Source organism: Ensifer sp. KUDG1 (assembly GCF_050434285.1).
Classification (GTDB): domain Bacteria; phylum Pseudomonadota; class Alphaproteobacteria; order Rhizobiales; family Rhizobiaceae; genus Ensifer.
Window position 1 is genome coordinate 334,676 of the sequence record NZ_JBNDIG010000004.1, and the last position, 26,628, is coordinate 361,303.

The window sequence follows — 26,628 nt, forward strand, 5'->3', positions numbered from 1 at the left end:
CCGGAGTATATTCATGTACCTCTTCATGTTTTTTAGCACGCTGATCGTATTCAGCATCTTATTTCTGAGTGCATGCTCGATTTACTTGGAACTCAGCGGCACGAACGCAAAACGACAAGCAGATCCCATCTGGCAGGACTGATGACCGTCCCGCCATCCTGGGCGTCAGATGTCTCGGACGGCGAGAATCCATTTCGGCAGCAGGAAGCCACCGACACTACCTCTTACAGAAACCCTGCCTTCGACCGATGATAGGTCAAGGCCGCGCGCAAACAGAGCATCAGTGGCTCGCGCGATAGAGCGCCCGTAGCGGGCACGATGAGGGCGCGATTGCCCTCGAATGCGAAGTCATCGGCAAAATGGGCCCGGAACGTCTCAACAAGCGTTGTTTTACAGTTGAAAAGCACCGCGCATTTGTCCGGTGCCGATTTGGCGGTGCCCAGCCTGATGGTGCTCCCGCTCTTGCTTGCCTCGGTGAGATAGGCCGGCTCGCCCCATTTGAGCGTTTCGGTGAGCGCGCCGATATCGTTCGTTTCTGCGGCTACCGAAAATACAATCTCACGGATCTCCAACAGCCGCGCTCGCACCGGTTCGGGGTAGCGCGATAGCGCTTCGACAACGGGTCGGGGGAGAGGTGGCGCCTTCATGACACGGCCTTGAGGGGCAGGTGAATATCGGTGCGCAGTTCGTTTTGCGGCACTTCGCGTGGATCATTGAGATAGGATTCGAAGATCGGCGCATCGTCCGGCTCATAACCAGATGCAGGCAGCCATACGCCCAGAAGCCACCGATAGGCGCCGCGCATATCGGCATAGGATCCTTTGTAACGAAGCTTCGCATATGGCCCGCCGCGCAGAACCGTCTCCACCAGTGGCGCATCGATCGTGACGGACGTTGCCACCGCCAGGCAGGCGCGCGAATGCAACTCCGCCTCGGGTCCAAGATCAGGATCGTCGAAAAACACTCCGAGCATGGCGGGCTCTGCCGGCAGGGAATGGCGGTCGACAAGCTCGGCAAAGAGCCGACCCATGGCGTGGTCGATTTCCATATAGGAACCGATGTGATCGATTCCGGCGCAGCGGCGTTCCGGCAAGCGCTCCACCACGACGGGAAAGGCGGCTGCTTCGCTGGCAGCATTCGCCGCCCTAAAGGCAGCGTGCGAGCCTGCCTCACGGTAGGCGGCCGGGCTCACGCCGAAGGCGCCCTTGAAAGCCCGCCCGAATGTGTCGGTCGAGCTATACCCGGCACGCGCTCTGACCGCTTCGATTTCGAGGTCAGAATTGGCCAGCCGATCGGCAGCGCGCTGGAGCCTCAGCCTGCGGATCGTCGCGACAATGGTTTCTCCGCGCATGGCCGAATAGATGCGGCTCCAGTGATAGGGCGAAAGGCAAGCGACTTCCGCCAGCCGATCGAAGGAAAGATCATCCTCAAGGTGGGCATAGACGTAATCGACGACCCGGTTGAGGCGTTTGTTGTAGCTTTCCTGATTGCGCATAAGGCCCCCTTGTCATGCTTGAAATCATAGAAAGTCTTGCACGGCACGGGCAGGCAAATCCTGCGGAAATGAAACACGGCTAACGATACTGAGAGTTGAGCCGCTATGTCCTCACTTAGAGACAGGACGGTCGTACAAATCAATAGAGGTGAAGCCTGGCTCGCCCAGACACTCGAGCGCCTCCCAGGTCGGCCCATCCAGCAGAGATACTGACGCGCTCATGCCAGGGAACCACAACGGCTGAACGCCTGACAAAGCAGGAAACAAAAAGGCCGACAAAACGAATGTTTTGTCGGCCTTTCCTTTTGTGCCTGCGCATCGCCGCGGCCATCGGCCGGGAAGATTATTTTCCGGTCGCGCTTGCCGGTGGCTGCGTGACCGCCTTCAATTCGCCTTCCTGCAGATCCGCCTCATCGGCAAGAATGGCCGTCGCCTCCGTCAGCAGGACATCCTTTACGTTCTTGCGGGCTTTCTCCATGGCGATATCGGCACTCAGGCTGCGCTCGTCGGCGTTCAGGCCATCGTCGTCACCGGCATCGTCCGCGTCGCTTCCCTGCCGAGACTTGAGCCGCGCTTCGCGATCCTTCATCTCCTTGCGACGTTCGGCTTCGTTGAGGGAGACAGTGCCCTTTTCACGCTGCGCCTTGATGTCGGCGATGTCTTCCAGCAGGCGCTGGAATTCCGGGTCGCTTGCGACACGGGCATCATGACGACCTTGCAGCGTGGGCAGCAGCGCAGTGACGGTGTTGGCGGGCGCATAGTCTGCCGGCTTGATCTCCGACCACGGCAGGGCATTGTCGTAGCTCGTCTCGCCGAAGCGCGTCGGGTCGGAAAGCCCCGGCAGGCTGATATCGGGCGTTACGCCGTGCAGCTGCGTGGTGCCGCCATTGACCCGGAAGAACTGGGCGATCGTCACCTTGAGTTCGCCGAATGCGGGTTTGCTGTTGCGAACCATCTGGTCGAGATCGACGACGGTCTGAACCGTGCCCTTGCCGAAGCTGGGTTCGCCGATGACGACACCGCGACCGTAATCCTGGATCGCCGCGGCAAAAATTTCGGAGGCAGACGCCGAGCCGCGGTTGATCAGGACGCCGACAGGGCCCGTCCAGATCGCCGCGGGAAACTCCGAGCTTGAGACCACGACCTTGCCGTCGCTGCTGCGCTGCTGAACGACCGGACCAGAGCCGATGAACAGGCCGGTCAGGGCAATCGCCTCGTCCAGCGAACCGCCGCCATTGTTGCGCACGTCGATCAGCACGCTGTCGACCTGTTCCTGTTTCAATTCTTCGAGAAGCTTTGCGACGTCGCGGCTTGCACTGCGATAGTCCTTCTCTCTTTTGCGTCGGGCCTCGAAATCCTCGTAGAAGGCCGGCAGGGTGATCACCCCGATCTTGCGCGTGGCATCGCCCGTCTTCACGGACAGGACGGTCTTCTGCGCCGCCTGCTTTTCGAGGCTGATCTTGTCGCGCACCAGGGTGATGATGCGATGGGCGGCATCTGCTCCCGCATCCGCCGGCAGGACGTCCAGACGCACGACCGATCCCTTTTTACCCCGGATCAGTTGCACGACTTCATCGATGCGCGTGCCGACCACTTCCTTTATCGGGCCGTCGTGGCCCTGCCCAACGCCGGTGATGCGGTCTCCGACCGCAAGCTTGCCGGACAGCTGCGCCGGCCCCCCGGGCACGAGTTCGCGGATCGTCGTGTAGTCGTCGCGCTCCTGTAGCACCGCGCCGATGCCGACCAGCGAAAGCTTCATCGCAATATCGAAATCGGCCGAGGCGCTGGCGCCGAAATAGTCCGTATGCGGGTCGACCGCGGTCGTGTAGGCGTTCATGAACGACTGGAAGACGTCGTCGCTCTTATACTTGTAAGCGCGCTCGAGCGCATTGGCATAGCGCTTGTCGAGCGTTTCGCGGATGGCGGCATCGGTCTTGCCGCTGAGCTTCAACCGCAGCCAGTCGCTCTTCACGCGCTTGCGCCACAGTTCGTTGCTCTCGGCTTCCGACTGCGGCCAAGGCGCCTTGTCCCGCAGCACGGAGTAATCCTCCTGCTTCGTGAAATCGAAGTCCTGCTTCAACAGCTCGCGCGCGTAATTCATGCGGTCGACAACACGCTTGCCGTAGACGTTGAAGATCGCAAACGGGATCTTCAGGTCCTTGTGCTTGATGGCATCGTCGATCTCGTTGCGGTCAGGCTTGAAACTGTCGATGTCTGCCTGCAGGAAGAGCCCGCGATCCGGATCGAGAGAGTCGACGAAGCTGTCCATGATCTTGGCCGACAGGGCGTCGTCGAGCGGAACCGGCTTGTAGCTATAACGCGTCAGAAATTTTGCGCTCAACTGCGCGGCCTGTGCCTGCTGCTTCAGCGGCTCCAGAACAGGAGGCGAGGCAACGTCGGCATAGGCGGCCGGCGCGACTGCAAGAAATGCACCAAGGAAGACGTATGAAATGCGCATTCAGCGTTGACCCAATTCTTAATGCCGAGTGTCGAAGAGGATCTAGGTGAAGCAATTATGGCTTTTTGGCAACCGGATTGATCCGGTGTCGGCGCCGGCCTCCCGGCAAGGCAAGCTTCTAACCGGACCTAATGGAGCGAGCCAGACGCCCGGAACTCGCCCGGCGCCATCCCGTAAGCGCCCGCGAAAAGTCGATAAAACGTTGCAAGACTATCGAATCCGCAGGCATAGGCGACCTCGGTGACAGACAAGGCGGGCCGCTCGACGAGAAGCCGCCGGGCCTCTGAAATCCGCATCGATGCCAGCGTGCGGGCAAAGGTCAATTCCGCGTGTTCGAACACGACATGCAGCTGGCGCACGGAAATACCGAGCTCGAGCGCGACCTTTGCCGGCGTCAGTTTCTGCTGGTGTTTATCCCGTGCCATGATCTCCTCGGCGGCATAGCGCAGGCCCGAACGAAGGGCTGCGCGCACTTCGGGCATGCCGGGCGCCAACCGACCGCGCGCCATGATCGCCAGCCTGGCGATATGCGCCACCTCCGCGTCAGGCTCGGCCAGATGAGCATGCCTTTCGCTGATTGCGTTGAAAAGCGCCCGAAACGGCCGCGCGTATGCGGTCTCGGTGAACCGGGTGGCAAGCAGGTCGCGCGTATGCCCGCCGAGCATCAGCTCATGGTCGAACGGCACGGTGATCACCCGGAAGTGGAATTCGTCATGACCGCCCGGCGTCGCGCGATAGGGCAGATCGGAATAGCTGATCGCCATGTCACCGTCCTTGAAAGACTGGACGCGGTCGCCTCCCGTATCGAGAAGACCCCCGCCCTTCACCTGAAAGGCGATGCAGAGGCTGTCGCCGGCGATGCGGGCGATGTCTGCCTCGGTCCGGCTGACATGGTAGGCCGAGGCGCGCATTTCCGACGTCACGGCGCTGCCGACGCGATGCGCCTGGAACGCGCCCTTGAAGGCACGACGCTTCTCGGCAGCAAGCTCGATCGTCACGCCGAAAAGGCTCTTGCCGCGCACTTCGCGCCACTGATCGAACCGGTCTTCCGGGCCGATATCGTCGGTTGAGAAACGAATCATGTTGGTCTGGCGCACACCCCGATAGCGCCAGTCAGACCGGCTGCGGCCCTACTGTTATCGTGATGCCGGCAACCAGATCAAGAGACCCGCCGCGCCCGCAGGATGCCGCCCGGAATCACCTCCAGGGTATGCCCCACAGGCCTTTGGGAGGCCGCAAGCCCCCGCTCGCCAGCCAAGTGCGAATGCACCATTTTCGGGCTGATACCGCGTTGACCGACCTTCACCGGCCGTTGCCCGGGTTTGCACCCCTTGATTTCCACCGATTGCGGCCGGAATCGGACCTGTCGTCGTGGGTGGCCTCAAAGTTTCGCCTCTGCGCTCAATGAGAAGCGCGGCGATGCGGCACGCGGTATTGCGGGGCGGTCCTTTGCGAGGCTCCGGCCTGCGACGGACAGGCGAAGGGCGATGAGGGACTCGCCCGGACCGATTTTTTTGCAACGGGGCGGCGGCTCGATGCGCGGATACGCGGACGAGGCGTCCAATGAGGGGACTCCCGTGAGGGAGTAAGTGGGGTCGGCATGCATTTCATGGCAAGCGGCGCATCGTCATGCGCCGCAGGTTTTCTGCGCGCCAGGGTGTCCAGCCTTTTTGCGGCACCTTGCGTTCACGCCAAAAAGGCATCCGTCCACTTGAGAGCAGCGTTAAGACGCTTCTTGCCGGCGACCACGATCATTCTTCTGGCCGTCTCGTCGGTCGTCACACTTCCCGATCGCGCCCGAGCGGCGGCGCCCCCCTCAATTACGGCACAGCCGACCGCTTCGACGATCTGTGCCGGCGCCAACACCATCTTCAGCGTCGGCGCGTCCAACGCCACCGGCTTTCAGTGGCAGGTGGACCAGGGGGCCGGATTCGCGAATATCAGCAACAGCGGGCAGTATGCGGGCGCAACGACATCGACCCTCACGATCACCGCTGCGACGGCTGGTTTGAGCGGTTATCTCTATCGCGCGATCGTAACCGGTTCTGCCTCGCCAGACGCCACATCCGATCCCGCAGCGCTCGCGGTTCGCAGTGGCCCGCGGATCACCGGGCAGCCGTCGGCGTCGACGATCCCGGTCGGAGGCAACACCACCTTCAGTGCGACGGCGAGCAGTGCCACGGGCTATCAATGGCAGGTGGACCAGGGAGCCGGCTTCAACAGCATCTCCAACAACGCTCTCTATTCCGGCGCGACTACGGCCACGTTGACCATTTCTGGCGCAACGAGCGGCATGAGCGGCTACATGTATCGCGTCATCGCCGTTGGCGCCTGCACGCCGACTGCAGCCTCAAACAACGCCGCGTTGACTGTCGTGCCGCCGCCGACAGTGACGGGTGTCAGCCCCGCAAGCGGTCCGACGGCCGGCGGCACACGTGTTACCGTGACCGGTACCGACTTCACCGGCGCAACCGCAGTCCGGTTCGGAGCGTCGGCAGCGAGCTTCACGGTGACCAGCCCGACCTCGATTACCGCGACGGCGCCCGTCAATGCCGCCGGTACATACGATGTTACGGTCACCACCCCCAGCGGCACAAGCGCGACCCTGGCGGCGGATCAGTACACCTATATTGCGCCGGCAACCGCCAACGCCGTTTCGGCAACCGTCGCCGCGAACTCGTCGGCCAACATGATCACACTGAACATCACCGGAGGTGTTCCCGACAGCGTGGCGATCGGCGCCAGTCCAAGTCATGGAACGACAAGCGTTTCGGGCGCCACGATTGCCTATACCCCAACAGCAGGTTATTCCGGAACCGACAGCTTCACCTACACCGCCACCAACCTGTCGGGAACCTCGGTGGCTGCAACTGTCTCGATCACCGTGACACGGCCGACCCTTGAGCTGACACCCTCTCCGGGCCGCATTCCTGGCGGCGTGGCCGGGCGGCCCTACAGCCAGAGCTTTTCGGCCTCGAACGGAACGGCCCCTAACACGTTCCAGATAACCGCGGGCGCTCCGCCACCCGGCATCTCCCTGGATCCGGCAACCGGCACGCTCAGCGGCGTTGCGACGGCAACAGGCACCTTCAACAGCAGGATCACGGCCACCGACGCCTACGGTGCAACCGGAGAAGCCAACTATTCTCTGACCATCGTCTGTCAGACGGTCTCCTTCACCCCCTCAAGCGGGAGCCTTCTGTCAGGCGCGCTCACGGGCGTTCTCTACAGCCAAAACATTTCCGCTTCGGGATCGGGGATTGGAGCATTCACCATCAGCTCGAGCTCCTGGCCACCAGGGCTGACATTCGACCATGCAACCAACACTCTCACCGGGACACCGACACAGGCAGGCACATACGATTTCACCGTCGACATGACTGATGTCTATGGTTGCCCTCACAATGCAACCTACGCCGTCGAGGTCGCGCATCCGACGATCGCCATGGCGCCCGCAGCCGGCACCCTTCCAGGCGGAAAGACCGGCGTTGCCTACAGCCAGATCATCTCCACCTCCGGTGGGTCGGCGCCCTATACCTACGCGCTGACGGCGGGGACACTTCCGACGGGCGTCACCTTCGATGCGGCGACAGCCACGCTCAGCGGCACACCGACAACCATCGGCAACTCGAGTTTCACCCTTACCGCGACCGATGCCTATGGCGCATCGACCAGCGCGGCCTACGCACTGAACGTGTCCTATCCGACGATCGTCGTTTCGCCGGCAGCAAGCGCCCTGCCCGACGCCACGACCGGGATCGCCTACAGCCTGAGCCTATCCGCATCCGGTGGATCGGGCCCCTATAACTACGCCATTACGGCTGGAAGACTGCCGGCAGGCCTGACGCTCGAGCCGTTAACCGGCGTCATCAGCGGCACGCCATCCGCATCAGAAAGCACCAGTTTCACCGTCACCGTAACGGATGCCTACTCCGCCTCGGCGTCTGCAGCCTATACGATAGCCGTCGCGTTTCCGACCATCGATCTCAGCCCCTCAGCCGGCGCCTTGCCGGGCGCCACCATCGGCGCTGCCTACAACCAGACCATATCCGCCTCGGGCGGGTCGGCTCCCTATAGCTATGTCGTCTCGGCGGGACATTTGCCGGCAGGCCTGACGCTGGACGGTCCAACCGGCGCGCTCAGCGGCACCCCGACGACCATCGGGACCTCCAACTTCACGGTGACCGCGACAGATGCCTACGCCGCATCGACGACGGCGAGCTATTCGCTGACCGCAACGTTTCCGACTGTCGTTGTCACCCCTGCCGCCGGTGCGCTGCCCGGGGGTACCACCGGCGTCGCCTACAGCCAAGCCATCTCCGCATCCGGCGGGTCGGCGCCCTATAGCTACACGCTTGCCGGAGGATCGCTTCCCGCCGGCCTGACGCTCGATCGGGCAACCGGCATGTTGGCCGGCACGCCGACGGCGGCCGGAAGCAACGCGTTTACAATCGCTGCGACAGACGCCTACGGCGCATCGACGACGGCGAGCTATTCGCTGACCGCAGCTTCTCCGGTTGTTGCTCTCACCCCTGCCGCCGGTGCGCTGCCCGGAGGCACCACCGGCGTCGCCTACAGTCAGGCCATCACCGCCTCCGGCGGGTCGGCGCCCTATAGCTACACGCTTGCGGGAGGATCGCTTCCCGCCGGCCTGACGCTCGATCGGGCAACCGGCGTGTTGGCCGGCACGCCGACGGCGGTCGGAAGCAACGCGTTTACGATCGCCGCGACTGACGCCTATGGCGCAACGGATGGAGCCGCCTATTCGCTGACCATTGTCCCGGCCCTCAGTGCACCGATCGTCCATGCCGTTTCCGTAACGGTTGCGGCCAAATCCTCGGGCAATGCGATCCCGCTCAACATCACCGGCGATCCGGCCGACAGCGTTGCGGTTGCTTCGCAACCGTCCCATGGCACCGCAAGCGGCACGGGAACGACGATCAGCTACACGCCGGCTGCCGACTATTCCGGTTCGGACAGCTTCACCTACACCGCAAGCAACGCCGCCGGCACATCCACCGCGGCGACGGTGACGATCACCGTGAGCGCGCCGGCCTTCACCTTTACGCCAGCTGGCGGAAGTCTTGCCAATGCCATGGCCGGCGAAGATTACCGGCAGCAATTCACCGCCGTGGGTGGACGGGCGCCGATGCTCTACAGGATCGCGTCGGGCGCACTGCCTGACGGCATGGTCCTCAACGTCTCGACCGGTGAACTGACCGGACCGCTTGGCCCCAGGAGCGAAGGCGAATACGCCTTCTCGATCCGGGCGGAGGACGGCAACGGCGCGACCGGAACCGAGACATATAGATTGACGGTCACACCGCCTGAGATCACCGTTGGCGACAAGGTGATCGACGTTCCAGCCGGCGCGACGCCAGCCGACGTCTACCTCAACCGCGGCGCAACCGGCGGGCCTTTCACCGAAGCGCAGCTGAGCTTCGTCGAGCCGGCGAGCGCCGGTACGGCGGCGATCATTCGTGGCCAGCTCGCGCAGGCCGGGCCGGTCGGCACACCAGTCGGATGGTACCTGCAGTTCACGCCGAACCCTGCCTTTTCCGGCAAGGCAAGGGTGGGTTACCGCCTGACCAGTGCGCTCGGCGTCTCGAACACCGGCACCATCACCTACAATCTTTCCTTCGGTGCACAGCAGGTGGCGGAAGATATCGACGCCCTCGTGCGGGGCTTTGTCGCCACCCGGCAAGACCTCATCGCGACAGGCATCTTTGTTCCAGGTCTCCTGGACCGGCGCCAGTTGGAGCGGGCGACCGATACGATCACGGCGCGAATGTCGCCGTCCGAAGATGGCATGACCGCGAACCTCAGCACCAGCCTGGCGCAGCTCGACGCCGCGCGGGATGCCGCCGACGGCATCTCCGACGCTCAGCCAAGGGCCTTCAATGCCTGGGTCGACCTCGCTTTCCTGGCGCATAGCCGCGACGAGAACGACGGCAAGTGGGGCAGCTTCGCAATGCTCAACGTCGGCGCCGACTACCTGCTGTCGGAAAAGGCGCTGGTCGGCCTGTCCTTCCACTACGACCGGATGACGGACCCGACCGACGCCGATGCAGAACTGACGGGAAACGGCTGGCTCGCCGGCCCCTATGCATCGCTGGAACTCGGCAAAGGCGTGTTCTGGGATACGAGCCTGCTCTACGGCGGCTCGGCCAACGACATCGACACCGCCTTCTGGGACGGCACGTTCGACACGACGCGATGGATGATCGACACGGCGATCGAGGGTCAGTGGGATCTCGATCCATCGACCGTGCTGACGCCGAAGCTGCGCGCCGTCTACTTCTCCGAAACGGTCGACGACTACACCGTGCACAACAGCGCCGGCGACAGGATCACCATCGACGGCTTCGACCAAGAGCAGTTCCGGGTAAGCCTCGGCGCCGAGGTCGAACGGTCTTTCCTGCTCGAAAACGGATCTACGCTGACGCCGAAGCTCGGCGCGACGGCCGGCTATTCCGGGCTCGACGGCTCCGGCCTGTTCGGCAATCTGACGGCGGGGATCTCGCTGGCAACCGCCGATTTATGGCTGCTCGATCTCGGCCTGCTCCTCAACGTCGGCGAAGACGGGGAGAAATCCGTGGGCGGACGCGCCAGGGCCTCCCGGCAGTTTTGATGCTGGGCGGCGTCCCCGGGCGCGCTATGGATTTCGCCTGGCAATCCGCTAGATTCTCTGGCGGGCAGCAGGAGAAAGGTTGCAACGAGCGTGGGCAACAGGGACTGGATTGCGGGTCTGTCCGTCGCCGGATTGATGCTGCCCGAAGCTGTTGCCTATGCCGGTATCGCCGGCCTGCCACCGCAGCACGCCGTCGTCGCGGCTATCGTCGGTTGCCTGACCTATTCCATCCTCGGCCGCAGCCGTTTTGCCATCGTATCCCCGACATCGTCGTCCGCCGCCATTCTTGCGGCGACGATCGCGGCGCTGCCCGGTTCGACGGCGGACAAGATGGCACTGGTAACGGTGATGGTGGCGCTGACGGGTCTGCTCTTCGTCGCGGCCTCCCTGCTGCGGCTTGGGAACCTCGCAAGCTTCATCTCCCGCCCCGTTCTTCGTGGCTTCGCCTTCGGCCTGGCGGTCACCATCATCGTCAGGCAATTGCCCACCGTTACCGGCATCGAGGTGCCGGCAACCGACATCATCCGCCAGATCGCCGGGCTTTTTGCGGCGCTGCCCCGGTGGAACATGGTGAGCATCGCCGTCGGCGTCGCGGCCCTTGCCGCCCTCCTGTTGCTGCGGCGCGCTCCGTTTCTTCCCGGCGCTTTTCTGGTGCTTTGCGCCGGCATCCTGGCTTCCAGGCTGCTGGACTTTGCGGGCCACGGCGTGGCGGTGGTCGGGCCGTTGTCGATCTCGATGACCTTGCCGTCGCTCTCGCTCGTCGAATGGAGCCAGATCCGGCAGCTTGTTCCCTACACCTTGCCGCTCGTTCTCATCCTCTTTGCCGAATCCTGGGGCACGATCCGGTCGCTTTCATTGCGTCACGGCGAAAGCGTGACGGCCAATCGAGAACTGCTGGCGCTCGGCGCTGCCAATGCCGCCTCTGCCATCACGCAGGGCATGCCCGTCGGCGCCGGTTTTTCGGCGGGCTCCGCGGCCGAGGCTGCTGGTGCGCAAACCCGGATGACGGCGCTCGTCGCCGCAGTCGGCCTTGCGCTGCTCGTCGTCCTTGGCGCCGATCTGCTTCAAAGCCTTCCCGAGCCGGTCCTTTCTGCCGTCGTCATTGCCGCCCTGGCGCATGCGCTCGATCCTCGGCCGCTTTTGCGGCTGTGGAAACTGAAACACGACGTTGTCATCGCCCTGGCAGCGGCAGTCGGGGTCATCGCCTTCGGCGTCGTCAACGGCATCACCATTGCTGTCGCACTTTCGCTCGCCGTCTTGCTGCACAGGCTGGCCACACCCTATGTCGCCTCCCTTGGTCGCCTGGGACAAGGCCATGACTTCGTCGACATCGCCCGCCACGCGGACGCGCAAACGATGCCGGGCATCGCCATCTGGCGTCCGGCGCAACCTCTGTTCTTTGCCAATGCGGATGCCATCCTGACCGAGACGGCCGCACGGATCGGCCACGACCAGACCGCACGCGCCGTCATCCTCAGCCTCGAGGAAAGCTTCGACCTCGACAGCACCGCGCTCGATGCGCTGATCGAATTCGACACGCTTGTGCGCGCCCAGGGCAAGCACCTCTATTATGCACGGGTGCATGACCGGGTCCGCGACATGATCGCCCTGGCCGCTCCCCCGCTTCTCACTTATCTCAGCTACAGCGTCGATGATGCCGTAGCTGCCGCCTCCCAACCCGAAACGACCGCGTCCCTGCCCGGAGCCGTTCGATGACCCCAAACTATGAGCCGCAACTGCAACCGATCGACATCGCCGAACTTCGCCCGACCCAGATCACCGTCGGCTTCCTCGAAGTCACTGAAAAACGACGGGAATGGCGCAAGACTGCCAAGCGGCATGGCGCGGAATTCCTGGGACATCATATGGTACCGGTCGTGCTCGGCCCGAAGGAGCGACCGTATCTGGTCGACCATCATCATCTCGTGCGCGCCCTGCACGAGGAAGGCGTCGCGCATGTGCTGACCAGCATCGTGTTCGATCTCAGCCACCTGTCCAAGGACGAGTTCTGGTCGGTCATGGACCACCGCCACTGGATGTATCCGTTCGACGCACAGGGCCTGCGGCGATCGCACCAGGACCTGCCGCGCACGATCGCCGGCCTCGTCGACGATCCCTACCGGTCGCTTGCCGGCGCGCTCCGCCGCGCCGGCGGTTACGCCAAGGACGCAACGCCCTACAGCGAGTTCATGTGGGCAAACTTCTTGCGCTCGCGCATCGATGCAAAACGCATCGCCAATGACATCAACAAGGCCGTGCACGACGTGCTCGATCTTGCCCACGGCAAATCCGCCAGCTTCCTGCCGGGTTGGTGCGGCGTCACCGATTGAACCGGCGCCTCGCGGTTCAGGGCACTGGGGTCTAGCGCGCAGCCGATGAATGTGCGGTCAGGATGAAGCGCCTGTAGACGAAGGTGCGGAGGCAGTTTCGCAGGTTGGCCGACTTGCGCTGGGCACGAGCGACCGGCGCATGGGACATTTTCTCGATCCCTTTGAAGCCCGCCTCCTCCAACAGACCGGAAAGCTGCTCGAACCGCAGCCCGCGACCGAAAGGCAGGGCACGCATGATCTCGGCATGGCGTTGGCTCAACGACCCGTCGTAATAGGGATCGGGCCCGGAAAACCTGTCGATCAAGGCCACCAGGCGTTCGGCGAGACGTCCGATCGGAGAAGGCTTCGCCCAGTCCCCGTCATAGATCACCAGCTTCCCACACGGTCGCAGCAGCCGGTGCCACTCGCGAAAGGTCGCCTCGGGCGCGGTAAGCGTCCAGACGAGGTGGCGACAAACGATCGCGTCATAGGCCGCGTCCGGCTCCATGGTGTTTTCGGCATCGGCAAGGATGAAGCGCAGCCGCGGTTTCCCGGCGTGTTTCGCCTTGGCGACGGAAAGCATCGCTTCGGAGAAGTCCAGCGCCGTAACCTCGTGACCGAGATCGTGGATGAGCCTTGTGACCTCGCCCGTGCCGCAGGCGAGTTCAAGCACGCGCAGCGGCTTCACGCCAAGGGCGGTGCGGATCGGTTCCTGCCAGGCGGAAAACTCGGCTGCGGAAAGGATGCCGTGGCCGAAAGCGAGGTCGAAGGTTCTCGCGCGCTCCGACCAGTAGCTGCGGATCGCTTCCTTCAGATGAAAATTCGCGCGCCCTGCCCCTTCTTCGGTGTCGTTCGTCACTTTCCGAAACCGTTCCTGGCAAGGATCTCGTCAAACCGCTTGCGCGCCCGGGCCGGAACCTTGGCCGCCGCAAAGCCTGTGTCGACCTTCGCATCGCCGACGCGGATCACCATCACCATTCCCATCGCGAAATGGGGCGAGCACTTGATCCCGTAGAACCCCTCCGCGTCGAGCGTGACCTCGATCTCCTCGTTGATCCCGCCCTTGAAACCAGCGGTACCTTCGGGAACCATGCCGTCGACGGTCGCCGCGTTGTGGCCGCTGGTGGCAGCGATGAATTTCACCGTGTCGCCGGGGGCGATCTGGAGGAAGTCCGGCTCATAGACCATCGGTCCCGAAGCGTTTCGGTTGAGCATCTTCACCTCGTGCATTTCTGCTTGGGCGAACTGAAAAGCGGTGAGAAACAGGGACAATCCGAGGAGAAGCGCGCGCATGTAAATCCTTGCTAGGCTGAATGAAAGCGAAAGATGGAGGTTCCGTCCTCGGGGTCGACGACGATGCTCGCACGAACACCGAAGACGGCGGCGATCCGTTCGACGGTCAGGACTTCACGCGGCGGCCCCAGCGCCACCAGCCGGCCGGCGGACATCATGCCGACGCGGTCGCAGCCAAAGGCCTGGTTGAGATCGTGTAAGGCGACGACGGAGGTTATCGGCAGGTCAGCCACCAGCTTCAGGATCGAAAGCTGGTGCTGGATATCCAGGTGATTTGTCGGCTCGTCGAGCAACAGGACCTGCGGCTGTTGCGCCAAGGCCCGCGCCAGGTGAACCCGCTGGCGTTCCCCGCCGGAAAGTGTTGCCCATGAACGGTTTTCGAAGCCCGCCATATCGGTATCGTCGAGCGCTTGCCTGACAATCCGGTCGTCTTCGGCCGACCAGGGCTGCAGCGGCGTGAGCCAGGGCGTGCGGCCAAGTTCGACCGCATCGCGAACCGAGATCGCTTCCGTCGTCTCGGCTTGCTGCTCGAGGAAGGCGATCAACTGGGCAGCCTGGCGGCGTGGCATGGCGTGCAGCATCTGCCCGTTGATCCGCACCTCGCCCGACGTCGACCGGACGATGCCGGCCAGCAGCCGCATCAAGGTCGATTTGCCGGAGCCGTTGGGGCCGACAAGGCCGAGTGTCTCTCCCTGCCGCACGGCGAGATCGACGTGGGAAACGATCGCCTTGCCGCGGACGGACCAGCCGAGGTCGCGTGCTTCCAGGATCATGATCGGCGCCTCCCGCGGATAAGGATCAGGGCAAAGGCCGGTGCCCCAACCAGGGCGGTGATCACGCCGATCGGCAGCACCTGGCCAGGAACGATCGTCCGCGACAGGATATCCGCCGCGATCAGAAAGACCGCCCCGATGAGGGCGGTTGCCGGGCCGAGCCGGCCATGACGCACACCAACCAGGAAACGGGCCGCATGCGGTATCACGAGCCCGACGAAGCCGATGGAGCCGACAATGCTGACCATCACGGCCGTGACCAGCGCGGTAAGGCCGATCAGCACCACCTGGACGACCCGCACGGGCACGCCGAGCGACGCGGCGGACTCCGCCCCGAAGGAAAAGGCGTCGAGCGCACGGGCGTACCAGATGCAGGCCCCGAGCCCGACAAGGGCCACGGGCACGGCCAGCCAGACGTCCGGCCATCGCGCACCGCTGAGGTTGCCGAGCAGCCAGAACATGATGCCCCGCGCCTGCTCCGCGTTGGCCGACTTGGTGATGATGAAAGACGTCAGTGCGTTGAACAGTTGCGATCCGGCGATGCCGGCAAGCACGATCTGCCCTGTTCCGCGCAGGGTGACCCCGCCACCGGCGGCACGAGCGAGGATCGCCACCATGAGGAAAGCTGTCACGGCACCGACAAAGGCGCCGAGCGACATGGAGACCGCGCCGGCGCCGAGGCCTGCGACAGTGACGGCCACGGCGCCGGTCGAGGCGCCGGCGGAGATGCCGAGAAGATAGGGATCCGCCAGGGCGTTGCGCAGGAGGGACTGGAGCACCATGCCCGAAACCGCGAGGCCCGCCCCGCAGCAGGCGGCAACGATCGCCCGCGGCAGGCGGTAGTTCCAGATGATCCCGACATCGATGGGATCGAGCCCATAGGTCGCGCCGAAAATCTTGTTCGCCAAGGTCTGGAGAACCGTCAAGACGGGTATCGGCGTTTCGCCGATGCAGGTTCCGGCAAGAACGGCGGCAAACAGAGCCAATGTCCCCGTGGCTGCCCGGCCAAGCCGGGAAGCAGGGGCGCGCCGCGAGAGGCCGGTCTTCACTTCGCCAACCCGAAATCCTTAAGCGCAGCGGAGAGAACTTCGATGCCGGCGACCGTTCTGATCGTGGCGTCCATCGCGTGCGCATCCATGACGACGATGCGGTTGTTCTTCACCGCATCCATCTGGCTGGCAACCGGATCGGTCTTCAGGAACTCGATCTTCTTCAGGTAGTCGTCGGCCGGAAAGCGCCGGCGATCCATCTTGGCGATGACGATCATGGTGGGGTTGGCCTTGGCGATCGTTTCCCAACCGACGACCGGCCATTCTTCGTCCGAGCCGACCACGTTGCGGATGCCGAGCTTGTCCATCATGTAGGCAGGCGCTCCCTTCCGGCCGGCCACATAGGGATCGATGTCCATCTCCGCGCTGGAGAACCAGAAGGCCGCAGACACATCCTTCAAATTTAGCGCCTTGGCCTGCTCGATGGCGTTGGCCTCACGCTTGGCGAGTTCTGCGACGAATGCCTCGCCTTTGTCTTGAACATCGAAGATCTGCGCGAGTTCACGCACGCCCTGATGGATGCTGGCAGTCGAGAAGAGCGCGCTGCGCGTGCCGTCCACACCCACCGAGTTGTCCTTGGCGACGCAGTCGGCCGGCAGGACATAGGTCGGAATTCCCACTTCGTGGAACTGGGTTCGGGTCGCAACAATCCCTTCGGGCCCGACGTGCCAGACGAACTGCACGGCGACGAGCCCCGGTTTCTTGGCGACGAGGCTTTCAAAGCTCGGGTCGTTGTCCGCCAGGCGCGGAACCTTGGCATTGACCTCGGCAAATTCCGGCAGCACGTCATTGAACCAGACCGACGTACCCGTAACCTTGTCGCCGAGGCCGAGCGAATAGAGAACCTCGGTTGCCGCCTGCCCGACGGTCGCCGAGGTCGCCGGCGCCTTGTCGAAGGTGATCGTCTCGCCGCAATTGTCCAGGGTCAGCGGATAGGCGGTGGGTTCGGCAGCAGCGGCGGTGGCGAAGAAGGCGAAGCCAGAGGCGGCAAGCAGGAAACGCGAAGCGGTCATGGCACATTGTCTCCGATCTGTTGATCGCGCGGATCGGAGGGGACGAGCCAGGACGCAATGATCGAACCGATGTTCAAGAGAACATCGACAGCCGGCACTTGTGGCGCGACCAACGACATCGACAACCTCCCCGGACACCCCGCCCGGCTTGTTCAGTTACAGGTGTCGGTAGGTCTCCTGACTGACGGGTCTTGGCTCCCTCTCGGCCTTCCCGGACCATCGCCCAGTGGCATTTTCGAGAGAGGACTGGCCGCCTACAGTTGCGGGGGCAGTTTCGTTTCGCGGCGAGCCGCGGCGAATTCCCTGTTATTTCCTTTCGGAAACCGACGAGAATTCACTACTCAACGAACGAGTGGAGCGCAAGCATGAAAGCGGCGCTTTCGAAACCACTTGCCAAGAAAGGTAGAAATTCTCTCGCGTCTCGTAATTTCACTAAATATCACTCCCCGCAAATAGGGAGAACATTGCCGATTGTCGAAAACTATACACAAATGAATACTGTTTAAGTGATCCGTAATTCACACCATCCTGGGATTTACCCTTCGAGGCCAGTCTTCAGCCTGTCGAGAATGGCCACGGCATGGGCGGCATAGTCGCTGATCCAGCGGTCGTGAATGTGCTTGATCGGCAGCGCATTGAGATAGTTCCAGCGCTCGCGTCCTGCCCGCCTGACGATGATCAAGTCGGCGTCCTCCAGCACGTTCAGATGCTGCATCACGGTGCAGCGATCCATGTCTGAAAAGGCCGCGCAGAGCATGCCCGTGGTCTGCGCCTCGCCCTTGAGACGATCGAGCATCGCCCGCCTGCGCGGGTGAGCCAATGCCTTGAAAACCAGATCTTCGTCCTGCTTGCTTGACATGTTATGTTTTTACAACATATTGAAATCGGACGCAACGGAGACGGCGCCGATTAGACCGGTTTGCGAGCTTTCGCGAGCTCTCCAACCGAGCCTGATGGCAGGACTCCGTCGGTCGGAGTTCAGCCTTGCGCCGACACCTCCAAGCAAACCGCCCCAAAGGGAGATGATTGAGAATGCTGCCTAAAATCGCTTCAATGGAAGAGTGGCAAGTCGCACTCGAACAACAGATTGCCAGGGAGAAGGCACTTACCCGCGCACGCGATGAAGTGAGTGCCGCGCGCCGACGCTTGCCGATGGTCAGGATCGACAAGGACTATTCGTTCGAGGGGCCCGAAGGCACGGTAAGCCTCGCCGACCTCTTCGACGGACGGCGGCAACTGATCGTCTATCACTTCATGTTCGCGCCCGGATGGAAGGCGGGCTGCGACGGTTGCTCCTGGGTCGTGGACGCGATGACCCATCCGGCGCATCTCAACGCACGCGATACGTCCATCGTGGTGATTTCGCGCGCGCCGCTGGAGACGCTGCAGAAATACCAGGCCCGGATGCAGTGGCAGCACCCAGTCTGGTACTCTTCCATGGCGAGCGACTTCAACCACGACATGGGAGCCACGGTCGCCGATCCGGATGACCCGACAAGGACCAGCGAGCGCCATGGCGTCAGCATCTTCCTCAGGGACGGCGATCATATCTACCGCACCTATTTCAACGGTGCGCGTGGCGTCGAGTATCTCGGCAGCATGTGGACCTATCTGGATCTGACGCCCTACGGTCGCCAGGAAACATGGGAAGCCTCTCCCGCGGGATGGCCGCAGACAGAACCCTATGTCTGGAACCGGCGGCACGACGAATACGGGACCGAACCGGCTTTTTGATTTTCCGCGGCGGCGAACATGGAATTGTCGAGCCGCCGTTCCTACGTCTTGTCTGGCCGATCGCCAGACCTGCGTCATTGTCGCGCGCCCGAATAGGGATCGCGGCAATGGTGAAGGGATGCCGCCGGCCCGGCAGGGAGCGCCGAACGTGGGGATGGATCGCGCTTCTAAGAGGCGCGCCGATGGGGGCGGCAATCGATGGGAAACGAGACGCAAGACCGCAAGGACGGTCCGGCACCGAGCGGCAAGAAGTTTTGGCGGCGACGCGGCGTTCGGATTGCATCGATCATGTTGGCCGCCCTGCTTCTCCTGGTGGTCGCGCCGCTTGCCGTCATTCTCTACCCAACGCTGAAGACCTATCCCCGGAGCGACTTTCCGGCCGCAGCCTCGCAACTGGAACGCAACAGGCAGGACCTTGCCCATCTGCGGCGCCTGATCGAGGTTGACCGAAGCTTTTCGCCAGCCGCCCAGGCAGCGTTTACGGGCTCCCTTGATGCGATCGAACAACGGGCCGGCGATCTCGACCGCGCTGGCCTGGCGATGGCGGCTGCAAAGGCGGTCGCGCTCGCCGACAATGGGCACACCAGTGTCGTCGGGCTTGTCGGTGGTCACAGTTTCAATGCGGTTCCCGTCCGGCTCGGCTGGTTTGCCGAAGGCCTGTTCGTGATCGCAGCGACAGGCGAGCAATCGCACCTTCTGGGCGGAGAGATCCTTGAGGTGAATGGACGGGCGACGGAGGCCGTTGTCGATGCGCTGCGGCCCCATTTCGGCGGACCCGCCAATCTCGGCAGGGAATTCGTCCCGAATGTCGCAATTTCGCCGGAACTGCTCCATGCCGCCGGCCTTGCCGAAAGCCCGCAGGAAAGCGCCTATCTCATCCGTCTTAAGGATGGAAACGTCGCGCAAATCCCTCTTCTTGCCACGCCCGGCGCGCCGGAACCGTTAACCGCCCATGTCTGGCCACGACGCGATTTCAGTCCCCTGTCGCAGACCGGTCGCGACGTCGGGTGGCGGCACGTGCTCGACGACGTCACGCTGCCGGCCTATCTCACGCGCCCCGACGCCAATTATTGGCACCACTACCCCTTGCCCGATCTGCTCTATGTCCAGATCAACCGCATCAGGGATGCCACGCCGGAAGGCCTGTCGCAGGGGCTCGCCAAGATGCTGGATGAAGCGGAGAAAAAGCCCATACGCAATGCAGTCGTCGATCTGCGGTTCAACAATGGCGGCAACTACGAATTGACCGCCGATTTCTCGCAAAGGCTCCCGGCCATCCTGCCGCCTGACGGACGACTGTTTGTGCTGACCAGCGCAAATACCTTTTCGGCGGCGATCAGCACGGCGGCGCGCCTGAGGCATTTCGGCGGCACGCGCACGGTGCTTGTCGGCGAGCCGATGGGAGACCGGCTGCAGTTCTGGGGTGAAGGCGGCCGCACGGTTTTGCCGAACTCGAAGATCACTATCCGCTATTCGACGGCCTATCACGACTGGGAACACGGATGCAGCCTGTCGGAGATCAGGACCTGTTTCCTCCTGAATTACGCCTATGACGTTCCGGCAGGCCCGCTTCAGCCGGACATCCCGCGCTCGACGAGCTTTGCCGACTATGCCGCCGGCACCGACCCTGCAATGGCCGCAGTCATGCAGGTCCTCATGGTGGGCAACGCCGATTGAGGTGCCGCTTGGAAGCAAGCCCGGCCCGGCCATTCCGGTCGGCGGCGGATTCGCGCTGCGGCGACGCTTTACATTTTTTCGCCCCGTAGCTCGCTGGCTTGTTTGACCCAGTCCAGAAACTGCGCCTCGTCGAGTTCGTCGGCCTCATAGATGTCGAGATAGCGCACATCCGGCTGTTTCGACGTGCCGGGCGGCATGGGGCTAAACTGCGCGCCACGGAAGAAAGCGACCTTCACGTATTTCGTCATGCAGTGAAAGCCGAGGAACCAGACATCCTTTTCCATGCCATAAAAGGGAGAGTTCCACTTGACCGCCTTTTCGACACCGGGAACGGCCTCAACGATCAGCCGGTCAAGACGTTTGCCCAGATCGCTTTTCCATCCCGGCATCGCAGCGATGTATTGCTGTATCGGGGCGTCTCCATAGCCCTTGGCGATCTGCGGGTTGCCGCCGGTCAGGAGGACGACGCCATCGGCCGACTTTGTCGGCGGAGTCTTGCGTCCGCTCGTTGCCCTTGGCGCAGCGGAAGCAGCTTTCGATGCGTTCTTTCCGACTTTCTTCTCAGACATGCGCGGACCTCGACTGTTCCGTCAGTTCGTCGCGGGTCGGATCCTCCGACACGGTCACGGAGTCCATACCCGAATGGCTATGCACGACACATAGCCATCCAGCTATGCATTGGTCAAGGATGAACCTCCAGCTTCAGCTGCGTTGCGGACTGCAACTCGATCCGCAAGCCGCTTCGCCAAGTATTGGCAATCGGCACGGCATCTCTCCATCGCCGTAGGGTCATGGCATGCAGACGGTCGGGATCCCTGCGATCCCGGACATGTGCAGCAGAGGCTCGTAAAGAGCCACCATTCGGGATCTCGAGCGTGCTCTCCATCAATACCTTGACCGCCGGACACCACCTTGATGCCGTCATCCTCAGAGTGCTGAAAGAACGGATTGCCGTTGCAACGGCGAACGCGCGCCGACCGGTCGAAGCGCCGGACAAGCTCGTCGACCACCTTCTCGACCAGCACCGCCTCAGCCTGCACTTCCTGAGCCTGCACGTGTTGACGGCCGCATCGCCTCGCCGCGAAGCCCTGCTTCTCGCCATCGATCGGCCGGTCTTCCGCAAGTATCGCCGACGGCTTCAAGGCATCGTCGGAGGTATCATCGAGAACGGCGTCCACGACGGTCACTTCAAGGCACAGGATCATCATCTGTCTGCCGATCTTTTCACGGCGCAAACGAAGCCGATCTGGGATCCCATAGCCATCGTCGCGCGCCTGCAGGGATCCGAGTGCTACAGCCCTTATGAGCATGCCCGAATGGCCGTAGCCCGCCTAGGCTGAAAAAGGCGGCTTCTGCCCACACGGCTGCGGTTGCAGTCGTGTCCGCGCGTTCGCGCTCCACCAGCACAACGCCTGCCCGATCCCGAAGCTTTCCGATTAGAACCGGCACAACCGTTGCGGAAACCGGACGCCATCTTTCCGGCAGCTCTTGCTGCCTGCCCTCGTCGATCTGCAGCGTCGGGCGATGGCCAGAGCCCGTCCCCTGCCGCCCGTATGCGCCACTCCAGCAACGTGCCGAGGCGAGGCGATTCGCGTTGCCGCGGAGCCAAAAGCGAACGCCGCCAGTCGCAGGGATGGACTGGCGGCGTTGACCACTTGGAGATCGCCTTCTTCTCAAGGCAGCGTTTTTCTAACACCGCACGATTCAAAGTCAATACATACAAATAAGATTCGCAATTGAGATTGTAGCCATCATGAAAGCAGATGCCCCGCCAACGGAAATCAGCTTGGCGAAATGCTAATATGTAGCAATTTTGCAATATGGATCGATCATGCTGTAATTTTGAATTGAGATTATAAATTTTATGAATTCACTTTCGGGAAAATCGTGATACCCGATTGCATGCGCTGGCCAGCCGAAGATCGGGTGGCGCCAACAACCACAGCGCGAAGCAAGTAGGTCGCGGATCCACATCGGGTGATGCGGCCGTCTTGCCTGATCGAACAATGAGAGGGATTTTCCCATGACGATGAAAAGCATACTTTTGGGATCGGCTGCCGCGATCGCGGCGACGTCCAGCGTCCAGGCGGCAGACGCAATCATCGCGGCCGAACCGGAGCCGACGGAATATGTCCGTGTCTGCGACGCATTCGGCACCGGCTTCTTCTACATTCCCGGAACCGAAACCTGCCTGCGTATCGGCGGTTATGTACGCTTCCAGACGAACTTCGGTCCGCGCGAAAGCGCTGGTCGCTGGGAAGGCAAGCAGTCGACTTCAGACTGGGATGCTTTTGCCCGCGCGCAGCTGATCCTCGAGGCGAAGAACGATACGGAATACGGCGCGCTCACCAGCTACATCGCCATTCAGGCCGATACCGACAACGACGCCCACAACAACTTCAAGCTCGACGAAGCCTACATCCAGCTCGCGGGCTTGCGTGCTGGCCACTTCGCCAGCTGGTGGGACAAGGGTCTGAACGGCGAAACCGACATCAGCGGCAACGACACGACCGTCTTCAACTCGATCTCCTACACCTATGACGCCGGCGCGTTCCAGGCAGGTATCGCCATCGACGAGCTCGAAGGCCTAACCTCGAAGAACAACGGGGTTGGCGTCGAAGGCATCGTTTCGGTCTCGCTCGGCGGCGCATCCTTCGACCTGCTCGGCGGTTACGACACCGAGGTGAAGCAGGGCGCCATCCGCGGCCTGGTGTCGGCGGATCTCGGCCCCGGCGTGCTCCAGGGCTTTGCCGTCTGGTCGTCGGACCCGAACTCCTACTGGTCCACGTCCAAGTGGAGCGTTGCGGCCTCCTATCGCCTCAACGTCACCGACAGGCTGGCGATCACGCCCGGCGCTCAGTATTTCGGCGATCTGCGCCGGAACGTTCTCTTCAATGCGGCCTGGAGAGGCGCTGCATCGCCCAACGAAAGCTTTGGCAACGGCAATGCCTGGAAGGTCGGCGTCACGGCAGACTACAAGATCACCGAAGGTCTTGATGTCCGCACAACCGTAAATTACGTCAAGGTCGACTACAACGACACCTTCAAGGGCAGCAAGTCCAAGAACGACGACTACGTGTCGGGCTTCGTCCGCCTGCAGCGTAGCTTCTAACGGAAGAGATTAACTGACGACAATATGCCCGCAATCTGTATCGGTTGCGGGCATATTTTCGTGGACCTTTCAGCAAGGCTTCCTGTGTTTGGCCCGTTCGCTCGATCCGAAACCACGCCACCGGGATAGTCTTCCTCCCATCTCGCAGTCGGAATCCATCGATACAGTTTGGCGCAATACATCCGACAGCGATTGATTTGCTGCTGCTGATCCATGTAAAACTTATCGAACGCCTTACGGAAATCGGGTCCCGGATGCCAAAGTTCAACTACCTCTCTCCCGCCTTGCAGAGCGAAGATGCCGCATTGATGCAAAGTGCATCCTTGAGTGGCATCGAGGCGAAGATCCACGTTGACCTTTGGAACGCCATCATCGACCGCAAGCTGAAGCCAGGGGTCAAGCTGGAAGAGCTCGTCATGTGTGACATCTACGGGATCAGCCGCACGGTCATGCGCAAGGTTCTGATGATCATGGAACAGGACGGGCTGGTGTTCCTGCCGCCCAATAAGGGCGCTTACGTTGCATCCCCATCGCTGCAATCGGCTTTCGAGATGCTTGAAATGAGCGAGGCGCTGCTGACATTCGTCGCCCAGAAAATCGCGGCGAACCACGCATCCATCGCCTCCTCCCAGTTCGATCGGATCGCGCAACACGCCAAGGCGGAAGAAAAGGCCGAGGCGGCCCATGATTTCCGGCTTCTGCGCCGGTTCGACATCGAGTTTGGAAGCCTGCTTTGCCTGGTTCATGGCAACGGGACGCTTGCCAGAGAATGGGAACGAAACGCCTCCTGCCTGGCGCTCGCACTTTCGCTTCACCAGAGCGTGCAACCGGCAGGCAGGCAATCGGATTACTCCAGGCAGATCCTCGCGCACCTGACGGATGGAAGTGCGGCAGGCGCACTTGCCCTTGTCCGCGAGCGGATAGGCCAACTGAAAGCCTCGCTGGACACCCAGTCCGACGGCGAGAATGTGAACCTGCGCGAGATCCTGGGTCTGAATTGAGCCCCATGGGGCGAACGCGGCGACCCCGCTCGCATCCGCGGCCCCTTCGTGCCATTTGCTCGAGCCTAAATTCTATAATCCTGACTACATAAAATCCGTGCATCCGCTTGTTTCCCGCGCAGGGCTATTTATATAAATCTCACTACATAAATCACGACGGACGGACATCATGGCGAGCCGCGGACGACCGCGAAGTTTTGACCGCGATCACGCGCTTCGCCTGATGATGGAAGTGTTCTGGTCGAAGGGCTATGAGGCGACCCAGCTCAACGATCTGACTGCCGCGCTCGGGATCACGCCTCCGAGCTTCTATGCCGCGTTCGGCTCCAAGGACGCAGCCTTTCGCGAGGCGGTCGATCTTTATGTCGAAACCGTCGGTTCGGGCACCCGGCGCGCACTCGATGCCGGTAAGACGGCCCGCGAGGCGATCGCTGCGATGCTATCGGCCAGCATCGACGCGGCTCTCGGCGCTCCGCAATCGGGGGGCTGCCTGCTGATCCTCGGCGTGGTCAATTGCCAGACCGACTCCCTGCCGCTGCGCGACCTTCTCAGACAGATTCGCAAGGAGACCGAAAACCATATTCTTGTCCGGCTGCGGCGCGGCGTCGCCGAGGGTGATCTACCGCCATCGGCCGACGTCCAGGCTTTGGCCAGGTACTACGCCACGATCATGCAGGGCCTCTCGATGCAGGCGCGCGACGGCGCCACAAGGGACGAATTGCAGGCCCTCATCGCCCCATCGCTGGCCGCGCTCTCATAACGGACGACCGTAAGGCGCACACCCCACAAACAATCCTGAAAGAGAAAACCATGAAGGATCAAAACATCGTCACCATTCACACCCATGCGACAACAACAGGCCAGGTCATCGTGCCTGCCGTGCTCAAGGACGATGTCGATCAATTCCACTACGCCCCGGCGCGGCGCGCCGGAGACTTTGTTTTTCTTTCGGGCATTGTCGCCTGCAACCGGCAGCCGGCGCCGATGGATGCCGAGCAGTTCCGCACCGAACTGCGCCATGTGTTCACGCTCATGGAGCAACTGTTGGAAGCGTCTCAGGCGGGTCTTGGCGATGTTGTGGAATTGCAGATGTTCCATGTGTTCGGCAGCGATCGGCTGGCGCTCGACAAGGGCGGGCAGCTCGCCACGATCGCCGAGGTCCGGGACGAATTTTTCCCGGCGCCCTACCCGGCATGTGTCGAACTGGCCGTCGCGGAATTGAACCCGGAGGGCGGCTTGGTGGAAATCAAGGCGACCGCCTTTGCCCCGCTTTCACGCGAAGGCCGGGCCTAGCATCGGCACGAACCGAATAGCGGAAGAGCGGGAGTGCCCGCGACATAGGCACCCTAAGGTGCGTACTTGTACGGCGACCCCTGCGCCCGATACGCCTGCAGCAAAGCCCTGGAGTTTCACTTTCCAGGTTACCCGCTGTTTGAGGATGATATCGATGAAGGCAATGGTTCTCTGCTCCAGCCCGCGACGCGACGGAAACTCGGCAACAATGGCGAATGCCGTCGCCGAAGGCCTGCGCGAGGCGGGCCACGAAGTCGAGACGGTGCGCGCCGACGACATCCTGTCGGCGCTGCTTCGAGACTGTCGCCTGTGTCGCATGCCCGATGGCGAGTGCGGGATCGACGATGGTTTCCGGCGGGCGTTCTTCGGTTCCTACCTACCCGCTGACGGCTTCATCGCCGCAAGCCCGATCTACTGGTATGGCGCCTCTGCGCAGTTGAAGGCGTTCTTCGATCGAATGTTCTGCTACGTCGCTGCGTCGCATCCGCAATCGGCGTCCGTGGTCGCGCAGATGACCGGAAAACGGATCGGTCTCGTCCTCAGCTCGGAAGAGACCTACCCCACCGTTTCGTCCGGTCCGCAGCATCAGTTCCAGGAATTCAGCCGCTACACGCGCTCGACCTTCGTTGGCGTGGTGCACGGCCATGGCAACGCACGCAGCGACATACACCGCGATCCGAGCGACCCGGTCGCGCGAGCGCGCCACTTCGGCCGGACCTTCTTCAGCGCTCACACCTCCGACTACCAGATCGACACGCCCCGATCGGGCCGCGTCTGGGCGTGAGCCGCC

The 26,628-nt window shown here is 62.5% G+C and carries 22 protein-coding genes and 1 riboswitch; of the genes, 11 read left to right on the plus strand and 11 right to left on the minus strand.

Annotated elements, in window-relative coordinates:
- Positions 1 to 224: 224 nt before the first annotated feature.
- The 4 genes from M2267_RS14065 to M2267_RS14080 all read right to left on the minus strand — a co-directional run bounded on the left by M2267_RS14065 (position 225) and on the right by M2267_RS14080 (position 4,975).
- Positions 225 to 647: a DUF1801 domain-containing protein gene (locus M2267_RS14065; RefSeq protein WP_429115056.1), complete on the minus strand. Its 423-nt coding sequence runs from the start codon at positions 645 to 647 to the stop codon at positions 225 to 227.
- The gene (locus M2267_RS14070) at positions 644 to 1,495 is read right to left on the minus strand and encodes an AraC family transcriptional regulator (RefSeq protein WP_429115057.1); all 852 of its coding nucleotides are present in this window, start codon (positions 1,493 to 1,495) and stop codon (positions 644 to 646) included. The genes M2267_RS14065 and M2267_RS14070 overlap by 4 nt, the downstream gene beginning before the upstream one ends.
- Before the next feature lie 343 nt (positions 1,496 to 1,838).
- Complete coding sequence (locus M2267_RS14075) at positions 1,839 to 3,953, minus strand: carboxy terminal-processing peptidase (protein ID WP_429115058.1); 2,115 nt, start codon at positions 3,951 to 3,953, stop codon at positions 1,839 to 1,841.
- A 128-nt stretch (positions 3,954 to 4,081) separates the two neighbouring features.
- Positions 4,082 to 4,975, minus strand: a complete 894-nt coding sequence (locus M2267_RS14080) for a helix-turn-helix transcriptional regulator (RefSeq protein ID WP_429115123.1) — start codon at positions 4,973 to 4,975, stop codon at positions 4,082 to 4,084.
- Positions 4,976 to 5,688: 713 nt separating this feature from the next.
- Between M2267_RS14080 and M2267_RS14085 the strand changes: the two genes are divergently transcribed.
- From M2267_RS14085 to M2267_RS14095, 3 genes are all read left to right on the plus strand, one after another.
- Complete coding sequence (locus M2267_RS14085; protein WP_429115059.1) at positions 5,689 to 10,584, plus strand: putative Ig domain-containing protein; 4,896 nt, start codon at positions 5,689 to 5,691, stop codon at positions 10,582 to 10,584.
- 90 nt (positions 10,585 to 10,674) lie between these two features.
- Positions 10,675 to 12,300: a SulP family inorganic anion transporter gene (locus M2267_RS14090; RefSeq protein WP_429115060.1), complete on the plus strand. Its 1,626-nt coding sequence runs from the start codon at positions 10,675 to 10,677 to the stop codon at positions 12,298 to 12,300.
- On the plus strand, positions 12,297 to 12,914 hold the full coding sequence (locus M2267_RS14095) for a ParB-like protein (protein ID WP_429115061.1): 618 nt from the start codon (positions 12,297 to 12,299) through the stop codon (positions 12,912 to 12,914). Before M2267_RS14090 ends, M2267_RS14095 begins: the two co-directional genes overlap by 4 nt.
- A 31-nt stretch (positions 12,915 to 12,945) precedes the next feature.
- Here the strand turns inward: M2267_RS14095 and M2267_RS14100 are convergent, their stop codons facing one another.
- From M2267_RS14100 to M2267_RS14125, 6 genes are all read right to left on the minus strand, one after another.
- On the minus strand, positions 12,946 to 13,752 hold the full coding sequence (locus M2267_RS14100) for a class I SAM-dependent methyltransferase (RefSeq protein WP_429115062.1): 807 nt from the start codon (positions 13,750 to 13,752) through the stop codon (positions 12,946 to 12,948).
- A complete protein-coding gene (locus M2267_RS14105; protein ID WP_429115063.1) occupies positions 13,749 to 14,186 on the minus strand; it encodes a pseudoazurin in 438 nt (145 codons plus the stop codon). The genes M2267_RS14100 and M2267_RS14105 overlap by 4 nt, the downstream gene beginning before the upstream one ends.
- 11 nt (positions 14,187 to 14,197) lie before the next feature.
- Entirely contained in the window at positions 14,198 to 14,959 is a 762-nt protein-coding gene (locus M2267_RS14110; RefSeq protein ID WP_043612076.1) for an ABC transporter ATP-binding protein, read from the minus strand.
- A complete protein-coding gene (locus M2267_RS14115) occupies positions 14,956 to 16,008 on the minus strand; it encodes a FecCD family ABC transporter permease (RefSeq protein WP_402326148.1) in 1,053 nt (350 codons plus the stop codon). Before M2267_RS14115 ends, M2267_RS14110 begins: the two co-directional genes overlap by 4 nt.
- Complete coding sequence (locus M2267_RS14120; RefSeq protein ID WP_429115064.1) at positions 16,005 to 17,021, minus strand: ABC transporter substrate-binding protein; 1,017 nt, start codon at positions 17,019 to 17,021, stop codon at positions 16,005 to 16,007. Before M2267_RS14120 ends, M2267_RS14115 begins: the two co-directional genes overlap by 4 nt.
- Before the next feature lie 150 nt (positions 17,022 to 17,171).
- A riboswitch (cobalamin riboswitch) is annotated at positions 17,172 to 17,364 on the minus strand.
- A 192-nt stretch (positions 17,365 to 17,556) separates the two neighbouring features.
- Complete coding sequence (locus M2267_RS14125) at positions 17,557 to 17,880, minus strand: ArsR/SmtB family transcription factor (protein WP_429115065.1); 324 nt, start codon at positions 17,878 to 17,880, stop codon at positions 17,557 to 17,559.
- Positions 17,881 to 18,053: 173 nt separating this feature from the next.
- Here M2267_RS14125 and M2267_RS14130 point away from each other — a divergent pair, with 173 nt between their 5' ends.
- Together M2267_RS14130 and M2267_RS14135 are read left to right on the plus strand one after the other, a co-directional pair.
- The gene (locus M2267_RS14130) at positions 18,054 to 18,755 is read left to right on the plus strand and encodes a DUF899 domain-containing protein (protein ID WP_429115066.1); all 702 of its coding nucleotides are present in this window, start codon (positions 18,054 to 18,056) and stop codon (positions 18,753 to 18,755) included.
- Between the two features lie 288 nt (positions 18,756 to 19,043).
- Complete coding sequence (locus M2267_RS14135; RefSeq protein WP_429115067.1) at positions 19,044 to 20,432, plus strand: hypothetical protein; 1,389 nt, start codon at positions 19,044 to 19,046, stop codon at positions 20,430 to 20,432.
- 68 nt (positions 20,433 to 20,500) lie between these two features.
- Here M2267_RS14135 and M2267_RS14140 read toward each other — a convergent pair whose 3' ends face one another.
- Complete coding sequence (locus tag M2267_RS14140; RefSeq protein WP_429115068.1) at positions 20,501 to 21,001, minus strand: DUF1801 domain-containing protein; 501 nt, start codon at positions 20,999 to 21,001, stop codon at positions 20,501 to 20,503.
- A gap of 306 nt (positions 21,002 to 21,307) precedes the next feature.
- Between M2267_RS14140 and M2267_RS14145 the strand changes: the two genes are divergently transcribed.
- The 6 genes from M2267_RS14145 to M2267_RS14170 all read left to right on the plus strand — a co-directional run bounded on the left by M2267_RS14145 (position 21,308) and on the right by M2267_RS14170 (position 26,622).
- Positions 21,308 to 21,772: a hypothetical protein gene (locus tag M2267_RS14145; protein ID WP_429115069.1), complete on the plus strand. Its 465-nt coding sequence runs from the start codon at positions 21,308 to 21,310 to the stop codon at positions 21,770 to 21,772.
- Between the two features lie 683 nt (positions 21,773 to 22,455).
- Positions 22,456 to 23,544, plus strand: a complete 1,089-nt coding sequence (locus tag M2267_RS14150) for a porin (protein ID WP_429115070.1) — start codon at positions 22,456 to 22,458, stop codon at positions 23,542 to 23,544.
- A 197-nt stretch (positions 23,545 to 23,741) separates the two neighbouring features.
- Entirely contained in the window at positions 23,742 to 24,545 is an 804-nt protein-coding gene (locus M2267_RS14155) for a GntR family transcriptional regulator (protein WP_429115071.1), read from the plus strand.
- A gap of 169 nt (positions 24,546 to 24,714) precedes the next feature.
- Entirely contained in the window at positions 24,715 to 25,305 is a 591-nt protein-coding gene (locus M2267_RS14160; protein ID WP_429115072.1) for a TetR/AcrR family transcriptional regulator, read from the plus strand.
- Positions 25,306 to 25,355: 50 nt separating this feature from the next.
- Positions 25,356 to 25,838, plus strand: a complete 483-nt coding sequence (locus M2267_RS14165) for a Rid family hydrolase (RefSeq protein ID WP_429115073.1) — start codon at positions 25,356 to 25,358, stop codon at positions 25,836 to 25,838.
- A 154-nt stretch (positions 25,839 to 25,992) separates the two neighbouring features.
- The gene (locus M2267_RS14170; protein ID WP_429115074.1) at positions 25,993 to 26,622 is read left to right on the plus strand and encodes a flavodoxin family protein; all 630 of its coding nucleotides are present in this window, start codon (positions 25,993 to 25,995) and stop codon (positions 26,620 to 26,622) included.
- Positions 26,623 to 26,628 lie beyond the last annotated feature (6 nt).

Bases quoted from the DNA above. Each gene is read 5' to 3' on its own strand.
- M2267_RS14065 (WP_429115056.1), bottom strand. From the start codon at position 647: ATGAAGGCGCCACCTCTCCCCCGACCCGTTGTCGAAGCGCTATCGCGC.
- M2267_RS14070 (WP_429115057.1), bottom strand. From the start codon at position 1,495: ATGCGCAATCAGGAAAGCTACAACAAACGCCTCAACCGGGTCGTCGAT.
- M2267_RS14075 (WP_429115058.1), bottom strand. From the start codon at position 3,953: ATGCGCATTTCATACGTCTTCCTTGGTGCATTTCTTGCAGTCGCGCCG.
- M2267_RS14095 (WP_429115061.1), top strand. From the start codon at position 12,297: ATGACCCCAAACTATGAGCCGCAACTGCAACCGATCGACATCGCCGAA.
- M2267_RS14105 (WP_429115063.1), bottom strand. From the start codon at position 14,186: ATGCGCGCGCTTCTCCTCGGATTGTCCCTGTTTCTCACCGCTTTTCAG.
- M2267_RS14110 (WP_043612076.1), bottom strand. From the start codon at position 14,959: ATGATCCTGGAAGCACGCGACCTCGGCTGGTCCGTCCGCGGCAAGGCG.
- M2267_RS14120 (WP_429115064.1), bottom strand. From the start codon at position 17,021: ATGACCGCTTCGCGTTTCCTGCTTGCCGCCTCTGGCTTCGCCTTCTTC.
- M2267_RS14125 (WP_429115065.1), bottom strand. From the start codon at position 17,880: ATGTCAAGCAAGCAGGACGAAGATCTGGTTTTCAAGGCATTGGCTCAC.
- M2267_RS14130 (WP_429115066.1), top strand. From the start codon at position 18,054: ATGCTGCCTAAAATCGCTTCAATGGAAGAGTGGCAAGTCGCACTCGAA.
- M2267_RS14135 (WP_429115067.1), top strand. From the start codon at position 19,044: ATGTTGGCCGCCCTGCTTCTCCTGGTGGTCGCGCCGCTTGCCGTCATT.
- M2267_RS14140 (WP_429115068.1), bottom strand. From the start codon at position 21,001: ATGTCTGAGAAGAAAGTCGGAAAGAACGCATCGAAAGCTGCTTCCGCT.
- M2267_RS14150 (WP_429115070.1), top strand. From the start codon at position 22,456: ATGACGATGAAAAGCATACTTTTGGGATCGGCTGCCGCGATCGCGGCG.
- M2267_RS14160 (WP_429115072.1), top strand. From the start codon at position 24,715: ATGGCGAGCCGCGGACGACCGCGAAGTTTTGACCGCGATCACGCGCTT.
- M2267_RS14165 (WP_429115073.1), top strand. From the start codon at position 25,356: ATGAAGGATCAAAACATCGTCACCATTCACACCCATGCGACAACAACA.
- M2267_RS14170 (WP_429115074.1), top strand. From the start codon at position 25,993: ATGAAGGCAATGGTTCTCTGCTCCAGCCCGCGACGCGACGGAAACTCG.